The 20,532-nt window shown below is 63.5% G+C and carries 19 protein-coding genes and 1 pseudogene; 12 read left to right on the forward strand and 8 right to left on the reverse strand.

What is annotated here, in order from left to right:
• The first annotated feature begins 182 nt into the window (after positions 1-182).
• Together FGQ67_RS06545 and FGQ67_RS06550 are read left to right on the forward strand one after the other, a co-directional pair.
• Positions 183-1,490, forward strand: a complete 1,308-nt coding sequence (locus FGQ67_RS06545; protein WP_138340746.1) for a lysylphosphatidylglycerol synthase transmembrane domain-containing protein — start codon at positions 183-185, stop codon at positions 1,488-1,490.
• Positions 1,491-1,606: 116 nt separating this feature from the next.
• Complete coding sequence (locus FGQ67_RS06550) at positions 1,607-2,218, forward strand: TetR/AcrR family transcriptional regulator (protein WP_117746330.1); 612 nt, start codon at positions 1,607-1,609, stop codon at positions 2,216-2,218.
• A gap of 188 nt (positions 2,219-2,406) precedes the next feature.
• On the opposite strand, the gene FGQ67_RS06555 is transcribed toward FGQ67_RS06550, so the two are convergent.
• The 8 genes and pseudogenes from FGQ67_RS06555 to FGQ67_RS06590 form a co-directional block, all read right to left on the reverse strand.
• Positions 2,407-3,516: a radical SAM/SPASM domain-containing protein gene (locus tag FGQ67_RS06555; RefSeq protein ID WP_334202479.1), complete on the reverse strand. Its 1,110-nt coding sequence runs from the start codon at positions 3,514-3,516 to the stop codon at positions 2,407-2,409.
• Positions 3,517-4,080: 564 nt separating this feature from the next.
• Positions 4,081-5,115 (reverse strand): IS3 family transposase, encoded by a 1,035-nt coding sequence (locus tag FGQ67_RS06560; RefSeq protein ID WP_138340750.1) that lies wholly within the window; start codon positions 5,113-5,115, stop codon positions 4,081-4,083.
• Positions 5,004-5,243, reverse strand: a pseudogene (locus FGQ67_RS10275) (transposase); the annotation flags it as partial. The gene FGQ67_RS06560 and the pseudogene FGQ67_RS10275, both read right to left, overlap by 112 nt.
• Before the next feature lie 38 nt (positions 5,244-5,281).
• A complete protein-coding gene (locus FGQ67_RS06570) occupies positions 5,282-6,595 on the reverse strand; it encodes an ABC transporter ATP-binding protein (RefSeq protein ID WP_138340766.1) in 1,314 nt (437 codons plus the stop codon).
• Positions 6,596-7,618, reverse strand: a complete 1,023-nt coding sequence (locus FGQ67_RS06575; RefSeq protein WP_138340769.1) for a FecCD family ABC transporter permease — start codon at positions 7,616-7,618, stop codon at positions 6,596-6,598. It abuts the gene before it with no gap.
• 22 nt (positions 7,619-7,640) lie between these two features.
• Positions 7,641-9,212 carry an ABC transporter substrate-binding protein gene (locus FGQ67_RS06580; RefSeq protein WP_138340771.1) on the reverse strand — a complete coding sequence of 524 codons (1,572 nt, stop codon included), beginning with the start codon at positions 9,210-9,212 and terminating at the stop codon, positions 7,641-7,643.
• Positions 9,213-9,216: 4 nt separating this feature from the next.
• On the reverse strand, positions 9,217-9,750 hold the full coding sequence (locus FGQ67_RS06585; RefSeq protein WP_138340773.1) for a hypothetical protein: 534 nt from the start codon (positions 9,748-9,750) through the stop codon (positions 9,217-9,219).
• Positions 9,751-9,895: 145 nt separating this feature from the next.
• A complete protein-coding gene (locus FGQ67_RS06590) occupies positions 9,896-10,822 on the reverse strand; it encodes a sirohydrochlorin cobaltochelatase (RefSeq protein WP_138340775.1) in 927 nt (308 codons plus the stop codon).
• 458 nt (positions 10,823-11,280) lie between these two features.
• On the opposite strand from FGQ67_RS06590, the gene cobM reads away from it, so the two are divergent.
• Genes cobM through cobS form a run of 10 tightly spaced genes read left to right on the forward strand, consistent with a single transcriptional unit; the run spans position 11,281 to position 20,521 of the window.
• Positions 11,281-12,072, forward strand: coding sequence for a precorrin-4 C(11)-methyltransferase (gene cobM, locus FGQ67_RS06595; RefSeq protein WP_138340777.1), 792 nt, complete (start codon positions 11,281-11,283; stop codon positions 12,070-12,072).
• A 1-nt stretch (position 12,073) separates the two neighbouring features.
• On the forward strand, positions 12,074-13,258 hold the full coding sequence (cbiD, locus tag FGQ67_RS06600; protein WP_271735668.1) for a cobalt-precorrin-5B (C(1))-methyltransferase CbiD: 1,185 nt from the start codon (positions 12,074-12,076) through the stop codon (positions 13,256-13,258).
• Positions 13,251-13,484 carry an SAM-dependent methyltransferase gene (locus FGQ67_RS06605; protein ID WP_212746020.1) on the forward strand — a complete coding sequence of 78 codons (234 nt, stop codon included), beginning with the start codon at positions 13,251-13,253 and terminating at the stop codon, positions 13,482-13,484. Before cbiD ends, FGQ67_RS06605 begins: the two co-directional genes overlap by 8 nt.
• Entirely contained in the window at positions 13,485-14,618 is a 1,134-nt protein-coding gene (locus FGQ67_RS06610) for a cobalt-precorrin 5A hydrolase (RefSeq protein ID WP_138340779.1), read from the forward strand.
• Between the two features lie 17 nt (positions 14,619-14,635).
• Positions 14,636-15,361, forward strand: coding sequence for a precorrin-3B C(17)-methyltransferase (gene cobJ / locus FGQ67_RS06615; RefSeq protein ID WP_238057340.1), 726 nt, complete (start codon positions 14,636-14,638; stop codon positions 15,359-15,361).
• Positions 15,349-16,698 carry a precorrin-6y C5,15-methyltransferase (decarboxylating) subunit CbiE gene (cbiE, locus tag FGQ67_RS06620; RefSeq protein WP_138340783.1) on the forward strand — a complete coding sequence of 450 codons (1,350 nt, stop codon included), beginning with the start codon at positions 15,349-15,351 and terminating at the stop codon, positions 16,696-16,698. The genes cobJ and cbiE overlap by 13 nt, the downstream gene beginning before the upstream one ends.
• A complete protein-coding gene (locus FGQ67_RS06625; RefSeq protein ID WP_249934408.1) occupies positions 16,695-18,077 on the forward strand; it encodes a cobyrinic acid a,c-diamide synthase CobB in 1,383 nt (460 codons plus the stop codon). Before cbiE ends, FGQ67_RS06625 begins: the two co-directional genes overlap by 4 nt.
• Positions 18,070-19,212, forward strand: coding sequence for a nicotinate-nucleotide--dimethylbenzimidazole phosphoribosyltransferase (gene cobT / locus FGQ67_RS06630; protein WP_138340844.1), 1,143 nt, complete (start codon positions 18,070-18,072; stop codon positions 19,210-19,212). The genes FGQ67_RS06625 and cobT overlap by 8 nt, the downstream gene beginning before the upstream one ends.
• Entirely contained in the window at positions 19,209-19,757 is a 549-nt protein-coding gene (locus tag FGQ67_RS06635) for a bifunctional adenosylcobinamide kinase/adenosylcobinamide-phosphate guanylyltransferase (protein ID WP_138340785.1), read from the forward strand. The genes cobT and FGQ67_RS06635 overlap by 4 nt, the downstream gene beginning before the upstream one ends.
• Positions 19,754-20,521, forward strand: a complete 768-nt coding sequence (gene cobS, locus FGQ67_RS06640) for an adenosylcobinamide-GDP ribazoletransferase (RefSeq protein ID WP_171025230.1) — start codon at positions 19,754-19,756, stop codon at positions 20,519-20,521. Before FGQ67_RS06635 ends, cobS begins: the two co-directional genes overlap by 4 nt.
• The last annotated feature ends 11 nt before the right edge of the window (positions 20,522-20,532 follow it).

A 20,532-nucleotide genomic window follows, 5' to 3' on the forward strand; every position in this document is an offset into this window, starting at 1 on the left:
GCGCCTTTAGACGCGAGCCCGGGGCCCGTGGGTTATACCCTAAGAGCAAACCACCCTTTTTAAGGGTGGTTCTGATTTTCAAACAACCGTCTGCAATTCCCGTTTGAACCAGAGCTTTGCGTTCTGTCTATGGTCCTTGCGGGTACAATATCCAAGATATTTTGACTGTTAGAAGGAGTCTCATGACGGAGTCCTCTCAGCATACGTCTAAGCCCCAGGTCGAGGTTGAGGCCTCGGGCGGAGATGACAATAAGAGCGCACGCCGCGGCGCCATCTTTATCGGCGTCGTGCTGGTGGGTTATATCGTCTGTCTGGTGGTAACCGGGCAGATGGGGCAGTTCTGGGCCGCAATGTCGAGCGTCCAGGCGCCATGGCTCGTTGTCGCGTGTCTTTGTATGTTCATGTATCTGTTCTTTGGCATTGTGGCCTATGCGATCGCCGTCTGGCTCGACCCATATTCGCCCGTCGGCATCCGCGACCTGATCTCGGTCGAGGCGAGTGGCATCTTCTTTGGTAACCTGACGCCCATGATGATGGGCTCGACTCCCGCCCAGATCTACCGCCTGACCAAGGCAGGCCAAAACGTGGGCGAGGCCGGCGCCACGCAGTTCACGCGCTTTATCGTGTATCAGTTTGGCCTCGTTGCCTGGGGCGCCATTCTGCTGCTTGCCCGCATGCCGTTTTTCGCCGAGCGCTATGGCGACATGACGCTGCTGTGCGTCTTTAGCTTTGGCGGCCACTGCTGCATTCTGCTTGGCATCTTTGCCGTCGCGCTCATGCCCAAGACCGTCACGCGCGTCGCGCACTGCATCATCAATTGGCTCGAGCGAATGGGCGTTTCGGCCACCAAGATCGAGGGCTGGCGTACGTTTGTCGACGGCGAAATCTACTCGTTCTCCGAGAAGTTCAAGCTTTCGGCTGGCCACTTTTCGTCCATGCTGCTCACGGTGGTCATCACCATGCTGCAACTCGCGTTTTTCTACCTCGTGCCGTATTTCCTGATGCTTGCCTTTGGCCACCACGAGGTCGACTTTTTCTCGGTCATGGCCGCGAGCGCCTTTGTCCAGCTGCTGAGCTCTGCGGTCCCCCTGCCCGGTGGAACTGGTGGCGCCGAGGGCGGCTTTGCATTGTTCTTGGGTCATTTCTTTGGGTCGGCTTCGACCGCCGGCTATCTGCTGTGGCGCCTCATTACGTTTATTGCGCCGACCATTTTGGCTGCGCCCCTGCTGGGGCTTAAGAGCGCCCATAACGAGAGCATCCATGCACGCTGGGATCGCGTGATGCGCAAGCTCGGCCGTGCGCCTCAGACGCCCTCTGTGCCCACTAAGCCGCACCCCACGAATGCTTTTACCGTTGATCCCAATAAGCACGCTCAGAAGGCTTCTGGGACCGCTAAGCCGGCTCATAGAGCCTATGTGCGCCAGACAGGCGATGGTATTCGCGTATCTCCGTCGGCACTCAATAAGAAGAAGCACCCTAAGTCGCAGTAGGGCAGTCGTGCGTTCTTCATGATGCGGGTCATATTTGTGCTGTATGGGGGATAATCCTCTTACGTAGATTATCTCTCATCTGTTGATGAATGCTCGCATATCGAAGGGACACGCCCATGGCAACCAGCAAACCGCGTCTTGACCGCCGCATCGTTCGCAGCCGTAATGCCATCCTTTCCGCTTTCGAGCGCCTGCTCATGGAAAAGCCGCTGGCAGACATTACGGTGAGTGCCATCGCGCGCGAGGCCAATGTCGACCGCAAGACCTTTTACGTCCACTTTGGTACGGTTGACGGCCTGCTCGATGCCATTGCCGTCGATGTGGTGGAGATGATTGTCGACTCGGTCGAGAAAACGCTTGCTTCAATGGACGGCGACACCAACGAGCGCGCTCTTGGCGCGGCGGCGACCTTCTTTAAAACCGTTAACGAGGCACTGTGCAACAACTTGGTGCTCAATCGTCAGCTGATCGAGAACATTCCGCTCGATGATTTTATGGCTCGTCTTCGTGCGCCGCTCGAGCACGAGATTGCCGAACGCGATCTGCTGCCCCAAGGTCTCAAGGACGAGATGTTCGACTACTATCTGGCGTTTTTGCTGTCGGGTATTATCGGTATCTATCGCACGTGGGCGCTGTCTGACGGCTCGGTTCCTATCGAGCGCGTCTCTGAGGTCGCCAACGACCTGACTCTCAACGGTCTGTCGAGTCTGGAATCTCGCTTCGAATAGCATCGATAATTCAACAACTTATAGAAGTTGCGGTGGAATAGGGATTGTTTTGGTTATTGGAAGGCCGTTCTGGTCCCTATTTCACCGCAACTTAGTAAAACTGTTTTGATGGTAAGGCGGAGCAGCCTCGAAGATGAGCCTCGAGACTGCTCCGCTTCATTTCTGAGCGTTTGTCGTGTAGGGCAGCATTAATCGCCGTTTTTGAGTATGCGGCCCTGTTTTTCGAACTTGTGCATGTCGCTATCGGCCATACCCTGTGACTTATCCTCGTGACGCTTGGCGTATAGCGGATCGTCGGAGTCGTTCCAGATGCGGTCGGCGACAGGTGACCATGCCTCGGCGGCAGCCTGGGTCTTTTCGCGCAGCTGCTCGGGTGACTCCTTCTCGATAAGATCGGTGCTCATTGCGCCACTCTCGGCGACCATTTTGGGCAGCACGTCGGGATTTTCGAGCATGGGGCATGGTTTGAGGTAGTTGTCGTTGAACGACATGTTTTCGTAGTACTTCATAAAGAGGGGAGAGCGCAGCGCGTCGAGTAAGCTCACATCGTGGATGTTGGCGTTTGAGTAGTGGATGAACACGCACGGCTCCACGTCTCCGGCGGCGTTGATGTGCAGGTAGCGGCGGCCGCCGGCGATACATCCGCCTACAAACTCGCCGTCGTTTTGGAAGTCGAGCGTAAACAGCGGCTTCTTCTCACGCATTTCGCGGATAAAGTGATACATGTGCTCGCGCTGCTCGGGCGTGGGCATGAGCTCGGGGGTTGCATTGCGGCCAACCGGCATAAAGTGGAAGTACCAGCAGAAGAGTGCTCCCTCGCCGATCATCCAGTCCATGTTCTCCTCGGTAGCAACCGTATCGGCATTGGCGCTGGTCCAACAGGTGGAGATACCAAATGGCAAGTCGCGCTCGCGCAGGAGTTTCATTGCGTGCTCGATCTTTGCGTAGGTACCCTCGCCGCGACGGGCGTCGGTGGTGTGCTCATTGCCCTCGGCGCTGATGGCAGGGACAAAATTACCTACGCGAATCATGTCGTCGCAGAAGGCCTCGTCGATCAGCGTGGAGTTGGTAAAGCACAGGAATGCGCAGTCCTGGTGCTTCTCGCAAATCCGGATGAGGTCCCGCTTGCGCACCAATGGCTCGCCACCAGTGTAGATGTAGATGTGGGTACCCAGAGCTTTGCCCTGCGTAACGATAGAGTCGATGTCTTCGAACGAGAGATTCTGCTTGTAGCCGTACTCGGCGGCCCAGCAGCCCGTGCAATGCAGGTTGCAGGCGCTCGTGGGATCGAGCAGGATGGCCCACGGAACGTTGCACTGGTACTTTTCGCGGTTCTTTTCCTGCTCTGGCCAGCAAGCAGGTTGGCGTCGACTATGAGGGTCTTAAGCAGTTTGGTTCGCATCTGGGGATTAAGGCTGAACACACGCATGATCAGGTCATACCAATTGCCGCGGCTCTTGATGACATTGGTGAATGCCTCTCGCTGTACAGGAAATACGCGATTGGGGACCAGCTTGTTCACGAGGTCCATGATTTTGTCGATGTTTTCTTGCGGGTTGTCGTCGAGATAATCGATGAGCTTGTTAAGCGCTGCACGCTCTGCTGACTGTGTAAGCGACATGGGTATATCCTTTCACGTGTGCTTTGTGTGTGATAATACCCACTTGTAGATTAAACGAAGTCTAAAGATTTGGAATGTGTCTATTCAACGAATCAATTTAATTTGGGGTGTAGCGTTATACGCCGACACCTTCTAAGTTGCGGTGAAATAGTGTCAGATGGGGATGCGGACGATTTCTTGGGCCGCGCCTAGGCGTATCCATGGAGTGGGAAGGATAAACTGGACTTTCTTTTAAGGATCCTCAAGCGTATTGCCGCTCGTATTCCACTGGAGACATGTAGCCCAGGGTGGAATGCATGCGCACCCTATTGTAATAGAGCTCTATGTACTTGAAGATGTCCTGCTTGGCCTCGTCCCTCGTCCCATAGCTCCTCTCTTTCACCAATTCCCTTTTCAGCGTCTTGAAGAACGACTCGGCCACCGCGTTGTCCAGCGGCGTGCCGGGCCTTGATACCGACTGGACTATGCCATGCGAGTCCAGACACCGCCGGAAGGAACGGGAGGTGTACTGCGCGCCCCGATCGTCATGGAAGACGAGGCTGCCGTCATCTGGCGGACCCTCCCTGCCGACCGCCTGCTCCATCGCGTCGATCGCGACCTTCTCGGTGATGCGCTCGGACATCGACCAGCCCACGACCTTGCGGGAGAAGGCGTCTATCACGGCTGCGAGATAGAGCCACCCTTCTCTTGTGGGTATGTAGGTGATGTCGCCCACCCAAAGCCTGTTGCGCTCGCCCACGGTGAAAGCGCGCTCTACCAGGTTCAACCGAGGGTCTCCCGGCTCGACCTTCTTCTGGATGCGGTGTTTTCGGGTCGCGCCCTTTCCGGCAAGTCCGAGCTTCTGCATGATGCGGAGCACGCGCTTCTCGCTCACGACGATGCCGCTTTTTCGCAGTTCGCGGTTGATGCGCCGGTAGCCGTAACGGCCCTTGTGCCGCTCGAAGGCCTCGACGACGAAACCTTCGATCGCCTCCCGCTCTATCTGGGCGTCGGACTTCTTCCGGCCGAGATACTCGTAGAAACCGGATTTCGAGACTTTCATCAGCCCGCATGCCTTCTTGATGGGGCCGATCTCGCCCCTATGCTCTTTGAGGAACTCGAACCTCACGCATGGTCTTGACTCAAGAAGGCCCGGAAATTTTTTAGTATCTCGTTCTCGCGCTCGAGCTCCTCGACCTTCTTCTTGAGCTTCACGATCTCGTAGTCCTTGTTGATCTTCGGGGAGCCGTTTCCGGGGAACGCGCCGTCTCCCATCTCCTCGTATTCGCGGGCCCATCTTCTCAGCGTCGAATCCTTTATGCCGAGTTCCTCCGATAGGCCTTTGACCGTCATTTCCCCGGACAGGACCACCTTTGCCGCCGAGACCTTGAACTGCCTGTCGTATCGCTTTCTTCTTTGGGCCATCTTGAACACCTTTCGCTCTTAATTAGGTGTCCAATTCATCATACCCACTCCACATTGGAATCCTCCGATGCGCCTTCGCACGCTCGCACGACCTCGATACCATGCGAGCGTGCGAACTCGACGAGCTCTGCGTTGCGGGCGTTTATGGTGCCGAAGGCGGCGGGGCACACAATAAGGCGCGCACAGTGGACGAGGAGCTCTTTGGCGCGGGCTATGGTTTTATCCCCGATCGGCTCGAAGGCGCGCTCGGCCACGCATTCCGTCGCCAGGTCGCGCGCGAGCTCGCAGTCGATGTCCCCTTCGTGCAGAACGCCCGCGTAGAACGCCTTGCCCTGCCGGATGAGCTGGCGAAACACAGCCGACCCCGTACCTGCGCCGGCGATGACGAACGTGTGCGCATCACCGTGTGGGCGCCCAATTTCCACGCTGCCGAAGCGCTCGTTGAAGGTGCCATGCTGAAGGCCGTAGAGCTCGCCAATTGTCTCGCGCGTGAATATGTCCTCGGGTGCGCCGGCGCGAAAGACCCGGCCGTCCTTCACGCAAATCACCTTGTCGGCGCTTTTCTGCGCGAGCTCGAGTTCGTGGATGGACATGATGACAGCCACATTCCGCGATTTCGCAAGGTGGCGAAGTATTCGCAGCAGGTCGATCTGGTAGCGGATATCGAGATACGACGTGGGCTCGTCGAGCACGAGCACACGCGGATCCTGCGCGATGGCGCGTGCGAGCATGACGCGCTGGCGTTGCCCATCGCTTATCTGCATGAAGTCGCGCTCGGCGAGCTCTTCCACATGTGCGGTTTTCATGGCCTCATCGACCCGACTATGGTCGTCGGGCGAGAGTGTGCCCATTCGCCCGGTGTAGGGATGCCTTCCCGCCTCTACGATATCGCGGCAGGTGAGGAGCTCGGTCCGGGGGCGATCCGTCAGCATAACGGCAAGGTTCCTTGCGAACTCCGCCGTCTTCCATCGGGAAATCTCCCGCCCGTCGAGCTCGACCGCGCCGGCAAGCGGTGCAAGATGGCGTGTGATGGTTTTCAAGATGGTCGACTTGCCCGAGCCGTTCGGCCCGATGAGCGCCACGACGTCGCCCGCGCGAACCTCCAGATCGACGCCTTCGACTACGATCTTCTTGTCGTAGCCCGCCGTCAGGTCGCTTATGCGGAAAAGCGGCGCTCCGTCAGCCTGCGTTTCGACCGGGGTTTCGAGGTTCGACTCCGCTCGGAGGAGGCGTTCCGCGCGCAGTTCCGCACGAGCCGAAAGTGCCTTCTGGCGCTTTCGTGCGAGCTTTGGACTGTCTAAGCATGGAATGTCCCCTCCGAGCGTTTTGGGCTGCGGCACGAATTTCCCCATCTACCTCACCCGCTTCTTCAACATGAGTGCGATAACCACCGGCGCGCCGAAGATGGCGGTGACGGCGCTGATGGAAAGCTCGACGGGAGAGAACAGCGTGCGCGCGATCAAATCGCAGCCCGCGCAGAAGATGGCGCCTCCCAAGAAGCACGCAGGAATCACGCGGATGGGCTTCGACGACTTCAGCGCCGACTTCACGAGATGCGGAACCGCGATGCCTACGAACGACACCGGGCCAGCGAACGCGGTCACGCAGGCGGAGAGCATGCTCGCTAGAAGGACGAGCACCACGCGGAAGCGTGCGACGTTCACGCCGACGCTTTTCGCGTAGGCTTCTCCTAGCTGGAAGGCGGAAAGGGGCTTCGATATCGCGAATACACATGCGCTCACGGCGATCACCACGACCGTGATGACCGCGACGTCGCCCCAGCTCGAACCCGAGAAGCTACCCAAAGACCAGTTGTGCAGGTTCACGATGGACTGGTCGTCGGCGAAGGCGATGAGGAAGTTCGTCGCCGCCGAGCAGATGTATCCCACCATGACGCCCGCCACGATGAGCATGGCCATGGAACTTATGCGCCGTGCGATGAGGAGCACGAAGCCGATGGTGATAAGCGAGCCCAGAAACGCTGCGACCACCATGGCCGGCGAGGACATGGCCTGGTTCGCGCCCAGAAGTACGATCATCGTAAGCGCGACGACGAACTTTGCGCCCGAGGAGACGCCCAAGATGAACGGGTCGGCGATGGGGTTGTTGAAAAACGTCTGCAGCAGGAACCCGGAGAGGGAAAGCGCCCCGCCGAGAAGCACGGCTGAAAGCACACGCGGTAGGCGAATCTCCCAGATGACTTGGCTTTCCATGGAATTGGCCGCGCCGCCCGAAAGGATGCCGGGGATGTGGTCTGCGGGCACGAGCACGCTCCCGATGCACAGGTTGGCCCCGACGAGCACGATGAGGGCAACAGCGAGCAGCGCCGTCACGACGCGACACCGCGCGGCGCGCCCCGATTCGTCGTATGTCATGGAAAGCCGGCTTCTCATGACGCTAGCCAAGCTTCCTCAGATAATGGAAGTCGCTCGCGTCATCGCCGGTGAACGCCCCGTGCAGCTCGTCGATAATGTCGGCGGTAGAAGTCATCTGCTGGTACATGTCGGCGCTTGTGACCCAGACGTTGCCATTCTTCACGGCTTTGAACTGCGACAATAGCGCGTTTTTGCCTACAAAGTCGTTCAAGGTGGCAACCGATTTGTCGATGGCGCCGTTGTAGACGATGATGTCGGCATCCTTCGCCGTCGCGTAGAAGCGCTCCATTTCGAGCGTTACTGACGAACCTGACGTCGACGCCGTCTGCGCGTCATCGAGCGCGTAGCTGCCGCCTGCAAGCTCGATCATCTGCGCCACGTAGTCGCCCGCCCGCCGCGTGACGGCGGCCCCGTTCGAGTTAATGTAGAAATACGCCACGGTTTTACCTGACGACGCGAGCCCCGACGTTTGCTCGACGCGGGCCTTCTGCTCGTTGAACAGGTGTGCGGCCTCGTCCTCCTTGTCGAACAGGACGCCGAAAAGCTTAATCCACTCGACGCGCCCGAGTGCTTCGGGCTCGCTCGACGACTGTTCGGTGAGCACGACGAGCCCGAGCTTCTGCAGCTTTTCCTTCACATCGGGCGTGTGGTTGATCATGGTGTTCTCGATGGCGAGCGTACAGCCCGAGGCCGATATTCGCTCGTAGTCGGGCGCGCTGTACTTGCCGCCGTAGGCGATCGCCCCACTTTCGAGTGCGCTTTTGAAGCCCGCGACCGAGCAATCGTCGGCCTTCGTGCCCGACATGATGATATTGTCGTTCGCATCGAGCGCGTCGACCAGGCACATCGTCGCCGACGACACGAGGTACACCTTGTCGGCGGGGCGCCTTATGACCGCGATGTCGGAGCTCAACCCATCAGGTACCTTCGCATCTTGCGGCACCACGAGGAAGCGCTCCCCGTTCGAAATGCAGATAAGCCGCAGGCCGCCTTCGAACTCGTCGACAGTGAAGTGTTCGGCGTATTCAAGCTGAAGCGTCCCCGTCGGCTTCCAGCCGCAGCCCAAATCGGCGTTGTGGAAGTCGGCCGCGGCGCTTGAAGCCGTTCCCGCAGGGGAGCCGCCGCTTGCTTCGTCGCCCGATTTCTCCTTCATGGTGGATGAGTCGAAGTGGATCGTGTAGTCGATGGTGTGCGGCGTCGACATGGCGACGGTCTCGGCCGACACGGCGATGTCCTCGTCGAGCGTGACGGGTATCTCGAACGTGGAGTTGCCGCCGTCGTTTATGGGCGCGTAGTCCACGCCGTCGACGGTCATCTTGTCGTAGTTCGAACTCGACCAGGTGATGGTCGCGGTGTAGGTGTCGCCATCCTTCACAATTGTGGTTGGTGAGGCGATGCTTGCGCGCCCTGACCCGCCGGAAAGCGAGACGCTCACAGTGTATTCCTGAGAGCCCGTCGTGGCACCGGTCGCGTTCGGGCTCGCACTGCACCCCGCGAAGGGAAGCGCGAGCAGGGCGACGAGAACGCAGGCGATCGCGCGCGCCGCGATTCTGTGGCGCTTTCTGTTTTCCCCCTTGGGAAGAATCGACCGCATGGCGTTACTTCAGTGCGTCGGCGCGCAGATCGACGCCGGCGGATTCGAACACGAGCGTGCGGTCGTACCACTGCTCTTTTCTAATACTCCACGCGGCGCAGGCGGTGTCCTCGTCGAGCGCTTCAACGGGCACGTCGTAGGTGTACTTGCCTTCCGCGTTTTCCACATAGGGGATGAAGTCGGCCTCGCTCGCGGCGGCAGCCTCGTCACTCGTGCCCATGAAGAGCTTGCCGTAGCCCGTGCCGGAAAGTGTCATCACGCAGTGCATGGAGCCGTTTTCCACGATGAGCTGGGCGTCCACAATCCTGAACATGTTCGAGCTGGAATCTACGGTGATCGGATAGGTGCCGTCGGCCACCTTGTCGGCGGTGATGGGGGCAGCGCTTGCGCCCTCGGGCGCATCGGCCGCCTGTTCGGTCTTTTCCTGGGAATCGGCATCGCTTGCCTTTGCGCTGTCGATTGAATTTCCGCCGCAGCCGGCGAGCGAGAACGCGAAAAGCGCCGCCGACAGGGCGAAGGCGAGGGTTTTCTTCAACATGGAGGGGGTTCCTTTCAATCGCTTCGACCGCCCGCGCCGTGCGGTGGGCGGGCGGGATGCGAATGCAACGGGCATGCGCCGTCGGTCGGGGAAGGCGCATGCCCGTTGCACGGGGACGCGACCGGCGCCCCCGTGCGCGGCGAGTTTACAGCTTGGCGATGGCGTCGTCCACGTGCGAGACGTAGATGTCGTCGACCGCGGCGTTCTGTCCCAGACCCTGGAGCAGGCACGTCACTTCGAAGCCAGCGGCCACGAACTTTGCAGCCCAGCTGTCGGGGTCGGTCTCGTCTGCCATGTCGTTGTTCGCGTGGTCGCCCGCGACCACCATGAACGGCGCGAGCACGGCCTTCTTGTAGCCTGCGGCGCTCGCGGCGGCGATAACATCCTCGCAGGTCGGTTCAGCCTCGACGGTGCCGACGAAGAACTGCGTCAAGCCCTCGTTCTTAAACACTTCCTGCATCTTGGCATAGTCGGCGTTGGAATCGGCTTCGGTGCCGTGGCCCATGAGGCACAGCGCCGTCATGCCGTCGTCGAAGGACGCCATGTTCTCCTTAATGGCTGCGGCCACCTTCTTGTAGTCGTCGTCGGAGGTGAGCAGCGGGTCGCCGAGCGAGATTTTGTCGAACTTGTCGGCGTACTTGTCGAGCTCGTCTTTCACGTCGGTGTATTCCAGGCCACCCATGAGATGCGTCGGCTGCACGACGATTTCCTTCACGCCGTCTTCCACGCAGCGGTCGAGCGCCTCGGTCATGTTGTCGATCGTGATGCCGTCGCGCTTCTTCAGCTTGTCGATGATGATCTGCGCGGTGAAGGCGCGGCGGATGTCGTAGTCCTGCCAGTACTTCTCGCGGATAGCGTCTTCGATGGCGCCGATGGTGATGTGGCGCGAGTCGTTGTAGCTCGTGCCGAAGCTCGTGACGAGGATGACCGGCTTCACGGCCTTCTCCTTTTCACTCGATTTCTCGGAACTCGCGGAGGTGTTGGAGCAGCCCGCGAGCGCGACTCCGGCGAGCGCGAAGGCTCCGGTTGCTGCGGCGCCCATGAAGCCGCGGCGTGACATCTGGTCGGACATGGTTTTTCCTTTCCTCGGTTTGCCGGTCCCCCGGCGACAGTTGCTTGTCGGCACAAGCGAAAGAAAAGCGCACCCCTCGGGGTTCACAAGGAGCTAACGCCACGGCGATGCCGTGAGGAAAAGGCGAAGCAGTCTGGCTTGGGGCGCGAGGCGGTTCGCCCGCGCGTCCTATACAGTAATGTCCCTTGCCCAGGATTCCCACCTGGTTCCCTCCGCAAGCCAGCGCAGGCTGTGCGGGCGCCGCGCCGGTCATTTCCTTTTATCCGATTGTCATATGCTCGTTGCCGAAACTTTTACTATGATAGTGGGCACTTGTGAACGTGTCAAAGCCAGGGCGGGCGGCATTGCGCCTCCTGCCTGCGTATTTGCGCCGATTGCCGCCGCAGACGCCGTGTTTTGCCCGCTGCGCGAAGGGCGGCGTAAACGGTTGCGATGAGAAACGGGAAGGGAAGGCTCGGATGATTCATATCGTTGGCGCAGGCTCGGGCGCCGCCGACCTTATCACGCTGCGCGGGGCGCGCCTTCTGCGCGCGGCCGACGTGGTCGTTTGGACGGGAAGCCTTGTGAACCCCGAGCTGCTCGCTGAGTGCAAGGAATCCTGCATCGTCTACGACAGCGCGCACATGACCTTGGAGGAAGTGCTCGACGTGATGTGCGCGGCGGATGCGCGGGGCGAGGAAGTGGTGCGCCTGCACACGGGCGACCCGTGCCTGTACGGCGCCATCCAGGAGCAGATGGACGCACTCGACGCGCGCGGCGTGGACTACGAGGTGGTGCCCGGCGTGTCGAGCTTTTGCGGTGCCGCGGCGGCGCTTCGCCAGGAATACACGCTGCCGGGAATCAGCCAGTCGGTCGTGATCACGCGGCTTTCCGGACGTACCCCCATGCCCGCGGGCGAGGGCATGCGCACCATGGCGGAAAGTGGCTCGACTATGGTCATCTTCCTGAGCTCGGGTATGCTCGCCGAGCTTTCCGCCGAGCTTTTGGCCGCGGGCCGCAGCTCCGACGAGCCGGCCGCGCTCGTGTACAAGGCGACCTGGCCTGAGCAGCGCGTGGTGCGATGCACAGTGGGCACGCTCGCCGATGCGGGCGCGCGAGAGGGCATCGACCGCACGGCGCTCGTGGTGGTGGGCCGCGTGCTCGGAGCTCGCGGCGGGTTTTCGCACAACGGCGCGCAAGCAGAGTCGTACGAGCGCAGCAAGCTTTACGACCCTTCGTTTGCCACGGGGTATCGGAAGGCGAGCAGCTAGCGTGGCCTTCGAGCACTACATATATACCGGGACGACCCGCCTGCGCTGCGGCTACACCACGGGGAGCTGCGCCGCGCTCGCGGCGAAGGCGGCCTGCGAGATGCTTTTGTCACGAAAGCCCGTCGGCCTCGTGTCGATCGTCACCCCCGGCGGGCTGCCCGTCGAGGCGAACGTGGTCGACGCATGCATCGGCGAGAGGTGCGCCCAGTGCGCCGTTCGAAAGGACGCAGGCGACGATGCCGATGTGACCGACGGCGTGCTCGTGTACGCGCGCGTGGAACATGCGGTGTCGGGCACGGGCGCTGCGGGCAGCAAGGGCGTGCCCACGCGCGAATCGGAAGTTTCCGTCGATGGCGGCGTGGGCGTGGGGCGCGTGACGTTGCCCGGGCTCGAGCAGCCGGTGGGGGCGGCCGCCATCAACGCGACGCCGCGCGCGATGATCACTTCGGCGGTGCGCGAGGTGTGCGCCGTGCACGGCTTTTCTGGAGATATTGCTGTGACGATTTCGGTACCCGAGGGCGTTGCCCTTGCCGAAAAGACCTTCAACCCGCACCTGGGGATAAAGGACGGCATCTCTATCCTGGGCACGACGGGCATCGTCGAACCGCGCAGCCTCGCTGCCTTGCGCGACAGCATCGAGCTCGAGATCCGGCAGTATGCGGCTATGGGGCGGCGTGGAGTCGTGCTCACGCCCGGCAACTACGGCGGGCAGTTCATCTCGGGGCATTTCCACCTAAACGGTGCGCCGGTGGTCTTCATCTCCAACTTCGTGGGCGATGCGATTGATTGCTGCGTTCGCGAGGGATTCACCAATGTCCTTCTTGTGGGACACATCGGCAAGCTGGTGAAGGTCGCTGGCGGCATCATGGACACCCATTCGCGTACCGCTGACTGCCGCGCGGAGATTCTGGCCGCCCACGCGGCCTTGGCCGGCGCGGGCGCGAAGACCGTGCGTGAGATCATGTCGTCGGTCACGACCACGGCGGCGCTCGAGGTAATCGAGGCCGCCGGCGTGGGGGACGCTGCGCGCGCCTCGCTCGCTGCGGCAATCGAGGACAGGTTGCGCCGCCGCGCGGCGGGCGCATGCGACATCGCCGCGGTCGTGTTCGACGCCGAGCGCCGCGAGCTTTTCCGCACGTCGGGCGCCGATGCAGTCATCGGGGAATTGGGGGCGACGTATGAGTAAAGGCGTGCTGTACGGCGTGCGCCGCGCAATCGGCTGGCCGGGGACGAAAGTGGTCATGATGGCGCGCCGCTCGCTTGCGGACACGAAGCGCATCCTTCGCGAGGAGGGCGCCTTCGACGGTGCCGAGCTCGTAGAGGACTGTGGGCTTCCGGGCGAGCATGTGTACCGCTCGCTCGATGATGTGCCCGATCGGGGCAGCTACTTCTCGACGATGGTGGTGCGCTAGATGAGGGTTTCCTGCATAGCGTTCACTGAGAGGGGGTATGCGTTGGCGGAGCGCACCGCACGCGCGCTTTCCGATTGCGCGCAGACAGGTGAAGATGACCCTGGCTGGGACGTTTCCGTTTCGCGCGGGTTCGGCGAGGGGAAGGCCGACCTGCGCGCATGGACGGCGCTCGCGTGGGAAGCGTCGGACGCGCTTCTGTTCGTGGGCGCGGCGGGCATCGCCGTGCGGGCGATCGCGCCGCATGTCGCCTCGAAGGCAACCGATTCCGCGGTTGTGGTGATCGACGAGGCGGGGCGCTTTGCCGTCCCGCTTTTGTCGGGGCATTTGGGCGGTGCGAACGAGCTTGCGCAAACTGTGGCACGCGCGGCAGGGGCCATCCCCGTCATCACTACGGCGACCGACGTCCGCGGCGTGTGGGCGGTGGATACGTGGGCGCGCTGTGCGGGGCTCGCCGTTTCGAATCCCGAGGCCATCAAGCGAGTGTCGGCGCGGCTGCTTTCGGGCGGGCGCGTGGCGCTCTATTCCGACATACCGATTTCGGGACAGCCGCCTGAGGGGGTTGACATTGCGTCCGACCGCGCTCGTGCCGATATCGTCGTGTCGCCGTTTGCTGGCGCGAATGCAGGTGCGTCCGTTCGCGCGGCGGAGACAACGGGCGAGGTCGTGCCCGCCGGTGAGACGGGGAAGCCGGCGGGCGTGCGGGCGCAGGCGCCTGCGCCCGAGCCGCTTCGCCTTGTCGTGCCCTGCATCGTTGCGGGCATAGGGTGCCGTCGCGGTGCGTGCGCCGAAGCGATCGGGGAGGCGTTTCTTCTCGCGTGCGGGCAGGCGGGCATCTCGCCTTCGGCCGTGCGCGAGGCGGCGACGATCGACGTGAAGGCGCACGAGGAGGGTCTGCTCGCCTTCTGCCGCGCGCGCAATATCCCGCTTGCGACGTATTCCGCAGAGGAGTTGTCGCAGGTCGAAGGCAGCGTTTCGCCATCTGATTTCGTGCGCGCGACGGTGGGAGTCGACAACGTGTGCGAGCGCGCGGCGCTCGCGGACGGGGGCAAGCTTATCTTCCCGAAGCTCGCTCACGGCGGCGTGACCGTCGCGTTTTCCAAGGTAACTATCAAACTTTCGTTTAAGGAGCGGTGATGGGAAAGCTCTTCGTGGTGGGGATCGGCCCAGGCGGCCCCGACGGCATGACGATTGCGGCTCGGCGCGCGCTCGAGGCGGCCGACATCGTTGTGGGGTACACGAAATACGTGGAGCTCGCGCTCGCCGCCGTGCCCGACGCGGCGCATCTCGCGACGCCGATGATGCACGAGGTCGAACGGTGCCGCCTGGCGCTTTCGCGCGCGCAGAGCGGAGAAGCCGTGGCGCTCGTGTGCAGCGGTGACGCGGGCGTGTACGGCATGGCGAGCCCCGTGTTGGATCTTGCGGAGGACTACCCCGATGTAGACGTGGAAGTTATCGCCGGGGCCACCGCGGCTCAGAGCGGGTCGGCGGTGCTCGGCGCCCCGCTTGCCCACGACTTTGCGGTCGTGTCGCTCTCTGACCTGCTCACGCCGTGGGAGATCATCGAGCGCAGGCTCGCCGCCGTCGCGAGCGCCGACTTCTGCATCTGTTTGTACAACCCGCGCAGCAGAAAGCGCGCCGACAGGCTCTCGCGCGCGGTGAAGATTATGCTTGAATGGAAGGCCCCCGACACGCTCTGCGGCTGGGTACGCAACATCGGGCGCGAGGGGCAGCAGTCGGGCATGTGCAGGCTCTCCGAGCTGGGGGAGATCGACGCCGACATGTTCACCACCGTGTTCGTCGGCAACGCGGACACGAAGCTCGTAGGCGGCCGTATGGTCACGCCGCGCGGGTATCGGGAGATTCCATGCGAAAGGTAACGATCATCGGGGCGGGGCCCGGAAACCCCGACTTGCTCTCGCGCGCGGCGCTCGACGCGATCGACATCGCCGACGTGGTCATCGGCGCTCATCGCGCGCTTGCCGGCATCGACGTGCCGCCCGACGTGGTGAGATGCGAGCTCGTGAAGACGGCGGACATCGTCGCCGCGCTCACCGATGCGGCGTCGTGGCAGCGCGCCGTGGTCGTGATGACGGGCGATGTGGGGCTGTTCAGCGGCGCGCGCCGCCTGGTGGAGGCGCTCTCCGGCGACGCGCAGGTGGACGTGCGCGTCATTCCCGGCATAAGCTCAGCGTCGTATCTCGCCGCGCGCCTCGCGCGTCCATGGCAGGATTGGCGCTTCGCGAGCGCTCACGGCGTGGCGTGCGACATCGTGGCCGAGGCCGAGCGCGCAGGTGAGCTCTTCCTCGTCACGTCGGGCGGGGAAGATCCCTCGCGGCTTTCGGGCGAGCTTGTGCAGGCGGGCTTCGGGGACGCGTGCGTGACGGTGGCCGAGCGCCTGTCGTACCCCGACGAGCGCATCACCTGCGCGACCGCAAGTGAAATCACAGGTCAGACGTTCGACGACTTGAACGTGATGCTTATCGATTTCGCAGGCGGCGCCGGGTCGCCTGCGGGCTCTAGCGCAGCCTCCGAGGTGCCGGCCGGCGTGTCTGCGCCCGCGGCGGCTTCTTCCGCGGCGGACTCTGCGGGCGCATCCCGCGCCGCGAGTTCCCGCTGGCCGTACGCTTCCTCGGGCATTCCCGACGAGCTCTTCATCCGCGGCGACGTTCCCATGACCAAGCAGGAGGTGCGCGCCGTCGCGCTCGCGAAGCTGCGCCTTACCGCGACCGACACCGTGTGGGACGTCGGCGCCGGCACGGGGAGCGTGTCGATCGAGGCGGCGCTCGTCGCGCGAGCGGGGTCGGTATGGGCGGTCGAGCGCAACGCGGCCGGCGTGCGGCTCATCCGAGAGAACGCGGATGCATTCGGGTGCGGCAACGTGCATGCGGTCCCCGGTGTCGCCCCCGAAGCGCTCGCGATACTGCCCGTCCCCGACGCCGTGTTCGTCGGCGGGAGCGCGGGCGAGCTTCCCTCCATCGTGGAGGTGGCGCTCGAGAAGAACTCGCAGGTTCGCCTGTGCGTGCCATGCGTCACCGTTGAGACGCTCACCGAGGCGTGCGCGCTCCTCTCGAGTTCGCGCTTTAAGGGGTTCGAGGCTTGCCAGGTGTCGGCCGCCCGCGCCGAGGCTGTAGGCTCGCACCATCTTATGAAGGCGCAAAACCCCGTGTTCCTCGTCAGCGCGCGTGGTGCAGGTGGGGAAGGCGGCGCCCGGTGAGCACGACCATCCCGCGCTTCATGGTCGCTGCGCCCTCGAGCGGGAGCGGCAAGACGGTCGTTACGTGCGCGCTCCTGCGCGCGCTCGCGCGCCGCGGCCTTGCATGCGCGGCCTTCAAATGCGGCCCCGACTACATTGATCCGCTCTTTCATCGTCGCGTCGTGGGCGCGCGCTCGGGCAACTTAGACGGCTTCTTCACCGACGCCCCGACGCTGCGCGCCCTGCTCGCACGCGGCGCCGCGGGCGCGGATGTCGCGGTGCTCGAGGGGGTCATGGGCTTCTACGACGGCATGGCGCCCGGCGTGGCCGACGCGAGCAGCTACCAGGTTGCGCGCGACACGGAAACGCCGGTCGTTTTAGTGGTGAACGGGCGCGGGGCGTCTTTATCGCTCGCCGCCGTAATTCGCGGCATCGCCGAGTTCCTGCCTTGTGCGAACGTGCGCGGCGTCGTGCTGAACAAGACGAGCGCCGCTGCCTGCGCCTACGCGGCGCCTGCGATCGAGAAGCACACGGGCGTCGCGGTTTTGGGTAATATTCCCGCCGACGAGGCGTTCTCGCTCGAAAGCCGGCATCTGGGGCTTGTGACCGCCGACGAGGTCGAGCAGCTCTCCGCGCGCATCGACAAGATGGCCGAGCTGGTGGAAAAGAGCGTCGACGTCGACCGCTTGCTCGAAATAGCGGCGACGGCACCCGATATCTGCGAGGAACCTTACCGGTTGGAGCCGATCGCGGGAGCGCGGCCCATCGTCGCCGTTGCGCGTGACGAGGCGTTCTCGTTCTACTACGAGGAGAACCTGCGCGCGCTCGAGGACCTGGGTTGCGAGCTGGCCTTTTTCAGCCCCCTGTGTGATAGCGAGTTGCCACGGGGGACAAGCGCCCTCTATCTGGGAGGCGGCTACCCGGAGCTCCATGTGCGGCAGCTCTCCGAGAACGCGCCGATGCGCGAGGCGGTGCGGCGTGCGGTGGAATCCGGCATGCCGACGGTTGCCGAATGCGGTGGGTTTCTGTACCTGCAGCGCGAAATCTCCGATAGCGAGGGGCGGCGCTGGCCTGTTGTGGGCGCCCTTGTGGGCGCAAGCGAGAACGGGGGAAGGCTGTCACATTTCGGGTACGTGGAGCTCACTTCCCAACGCGACGGGCTCTACGGGCCGCGCGGCACACGCATCCGCGCGCACGAGTTCCACTACTGGCAGTCCACCTGCCCGGGCGGCGACTTTTGGGCGCAAAAGCCCCGGCGCGACAAAGGCTGGCCGTGCATGACGACTACCCCGTCCCTGGTTGCGGGCTTCCCGCATGTGTACTATCCTGCGAACCCCGACGTTGCGCGCGCGTTCGCGTCTGCCGCAGCGTCGTTCGCAGAGAGGAGACGGCATGGCTGAAGTAACCGAAACCGCGCTTGTCTGCATCCGCGAGGAAGTCGAGCGCGCGTTCTCGTCGGCGCCGGGCGCCGTGCTCGAAGCCGCGCTCTCCGGCATCGCGCCCGCAGACGAGTGCGCCCGCGCCGCCGCGTACGCCGCGTGGGACTCCATCGCGCACCCCTTGGGGGGATTGGGCGACTTTGAAGACGCCGTCGCGTGTATCGCCGCAGCTCAGGGGAGCGCCGAGGTTGCCGAGTTTCCCCGTGCGCTCGCGGTATTCTTCTCCGACAACGGGGTCGTTGCCGAAGGCGTGTCGCAAAGCGGACAAGACGTGACGTGTGCCGTCGCGCGCAACATGTGCGAGGGGGCCACGAGCGCCTGCCGCATGGCGGCGTTCGCGGGTGCCGAGGTCGTGCCCGTCGACGTGGGTATGGCCCGGGGCATAGAAGACGCGCGCATGGTGCGCGCGAACGTGCGGCGGGGGAGCGGCAATATCGCGCACGGCTCCGCTATGTCTCGCGATGGGGCCGTGCGCGCGATCGAGGTCGGAATCGCCGTCGCGTGCGGACTTGCCCGCGCCGGCGTGCGCCTTCTCGCCGCGGGGGAGATGGGCATCGGCAACACGACCACCTCGGCGGCGGTGGCCGCAGTGCTCATCCGGGCGGACGCGCGGAGCCTCGTCGGGCGCGGCGCGGGGCTCTCGGACGCCTCGCTCGCGCGCAAACGCGACGTGGTCGAGCGCGCTATCGATGCGAACTCGCCCGATCCCGCCGACCCGATCGACGTGCTCTCGAAGGTGGGCGGCTTCGACATCGCGGCGATGTGCGGCTTCTACCTGGGGGCCGCGGCCTCGAAGGTGCCGGCGCTCCTCGACGGGGTCATATCCTGCACGGCGGCCTTGTGCGCGGTGCGCCTTTGCCCCAACGCCTTGGGCTACCTCGTGGGCACCCACGCATCAAGCGAACCCGCAAGCCAGGAGCTCCTTCGCGAGCTCGGCATAAAGGCACCCCTCGACGCAGGCATGCACTTGGGCGAGGGCGCGGGCGCCATGGCGTATCTGCCTCTTCTGGATTCGGCGCTGCGCGTGTACCGGGATGGGAAGACGTTCACGGCGACTGGCATGGCTGCTTATGAGCATTTCGAGGCCGGGAAATGACGGTAACGCTCGTCATCGGCGCCGCCGCGAGCGGCAAGAGCGCCTACGCCGAGTCCCTGTGCCTCGGGCACGACGGCCCCCGCGTTTACCTGGCAACGATGGAGCCCTTCGGGGAAGAGGGCGCCCGCCGCATCGCGCGCCATCGGGCGCTGCGCGAGGGCAAGGGGTTTTCCACTCTCGAGTGCACGCGTGACGTGGGCGCCGCAGCGTCCGGGCTTCCGCGCGGCTGCACGCTTCTTTTGGAGGACGTGGGCAACCTGGTTGCGAACAAGCTCTTCGCGGAAGGCGGCTTGTCCCCACGTGATCCCGACGCTGCGGCGCGCGAGGTGCTCGGAGACATCGAACGGCTCGCTCAGGCCGCTGCGTATACGGTGGTGGTCTCCGTCGACGTGTTCGCCGATGGGATGCGCTACGATGAGGGGACCGAGGCATGGAGTCGCGCGCTCGCGCGCGTGAACGCGGGCGTGGCGGCGCTGGCCGACCGCGCAGTCGAAGTGGTATGCGGGATTCCCGTGTGGATGAAAGGCGAAGGACCTACAAGGTGAAGATAGCAGAGGCAATCGGCGCGGCGTTCGGAACGTTCTCGCGCATCCCCGTCCCGAAATCGGCCTGGACCGATTTCGGATCAACCCATGCGCTTGCTGCGTTTCCCCTGGTGGGCGTTGCGGAAGGCTTCCTCATGACGGCGTGGGGGCACGTGGCGAACCTACTCGGCGTGCCCGCGACCATTGTCGCGGCCGTGCTCGTGGCGTTGCCTGTGGCGGTGACGGGAGGCATCCACCTAGACGGGCTCTGCGACACCTCCGATGCGCTTGCAAGTTGGGCCCCGCGCGAGCGAAAGCTCGAGATCATGCACGACCCGCGGGCGGGCGCCTTCGGGGTCATTGGTGTTGTCGTGTACCTTATTTTGCAATTTTCCCTGTTCACCGCGCTGCCGCTTACGGCGGGGGCGTTCCTCGCGCTTCTGTGCTCGCTCGTGTTCTCCCGCGCGCTTTCGGGGCTCGCCGTAGAATGCTGGCCTGCCGCGCGGGCGGACGGCATGGCCGCGGGGCTCTCGCCTGCAAAGAAGCGCGCGGCGATCGTCGTGCCGCTTTGCGCTTTTGCTGCGGCTTCAGCTGCAGGGATGGTCGCGTGCGCTCGGGCCGTCGGCGCCCTTATGGCGGTGGCGGGGCTTTTGGCGCTCGCGTGGTACCGCCATGTTGCCCTGTCCCGCTTCGGCGGGGTGACGGGGGATTTGGCCGGATGGTTTCTGCAATGGGCCGAGCTCGCGATGCTTGCCATGCTGGTGGCGGGGGGCATGCTCCTATGATGCTCGTGGTA

The sequence above is a fragment of the Collinsella aerofaciens genome (assembly GCF_005845035.1).
Lineage (GTDB): Bacteria > Actinomycetota > Coriobacteriia > Coriobacteriales > Coriobacteriaceae > Collinsella > Collinsella aerofaciens_I.

Excerpts from the sequence above, each read along its gene's own strand:
- FGQ67_RS06575 (WP_138340769.1), bottom strand. The coding sequence starts at position 7,618 with ATGACATACGACGAATCGGGGCGCGCCGCGCGGTGTCGCGTCGTGACG.
- cobM (WP_138340777.1), top strand. The coding sequence starts at position 11,281 with ATGATTCATATCGTTGGCGCAGGCTCGGGCGCCGCCGACCTTATCACG.
- FGQ67_RS06635 (WP_138340785.1), top strand. The coding sequence starts at position 19,209 with ATGACGGTAACGCTCGTCATCGGCGCCGCCGCGAGCGGCAAGAGCGCC.
- FGQ67_RS06580 (WP_138340771.1), bottom strand. The coding sequence starts at position 9,212 with ATGCGGTCGATTCTTCCCAAGGGGGAAAACAGAAAGCGCCACAGAATC.
- cbiE (WP_138340783.1), top strand. The coding sequence starts at position 15,349 with ATGCGAAAGGTAACGATCATCGGGGCGGGGCCCGGAAACCCCGACTTG.
- cobT (WP_138340844.1), top strand. The coding sequence starts at position 18,070 with ATGGCTGAAGTAACCGAAACCGCGCTTGTCTGCATCCGCGAGGAAGTC.
- FGQ67_RS06550 (WP_117746330.1), top strand. The coding sequence starts at position 1,607 with ATGGCAACCAGCAAACCGCGTCTTGACCGCCGCATCGTTCGCAGCCGT.
- FGQ67_RS06605 (WP_212746020.1), top strand. The coding sequence starts at position 13,251 with ATGAGTAAAGGCGTGCTGTACGGCGTGCGCCGCGCAATCGGCTGGCCG.
- FGQ67_RS06560 (WP_138340750.1), bottom strand. The coding sequence starts at position 5,115 with ATGGGCCCGCGAATACGAGGAGATGGGAGACGGCGCGTTCCCCGGAAA.
- FGQ67_RS06545 (WP_138340746.1), top strand. The coding sequence starts at position 183 with ATGACGGAGTCCTCTCAGCATACGTCTAAGCCCCAGGTCGAGGTTGAG.
- FGQ67_RS06585 (WP_138340773.1), bottom strand. The coding sequence starts at position 9,750 with ATGTTGAAGAAAACCCTCGCCTTCGCCCTGTCGGCGGCGCTTTTCGCG.
- FGQ67_RS06590 (WP_138340775.1), bottom strand. The coding sequence starts at position 10,822 with ATGTCCGACCAGATGTCACGCCGCGGCTTCATGGGCGCCGCAGCAACC.
- FGQ67_RS06570 (WP_138340766.1), bottom strand. The coding sequence starts at position 6,595 with ATGGGGAAATTCGTGCCGCAGCCCAAAACGCTCGGAGGGGACATTCCA.
- FGQ67_RS06610 (WP_138340779.1), top strand. The coding sequence starts at position 13,485 with ATGAGGGTTTCCTGCATAGCGTTCACTGAGAGGGGGTATGCGTTGGCG.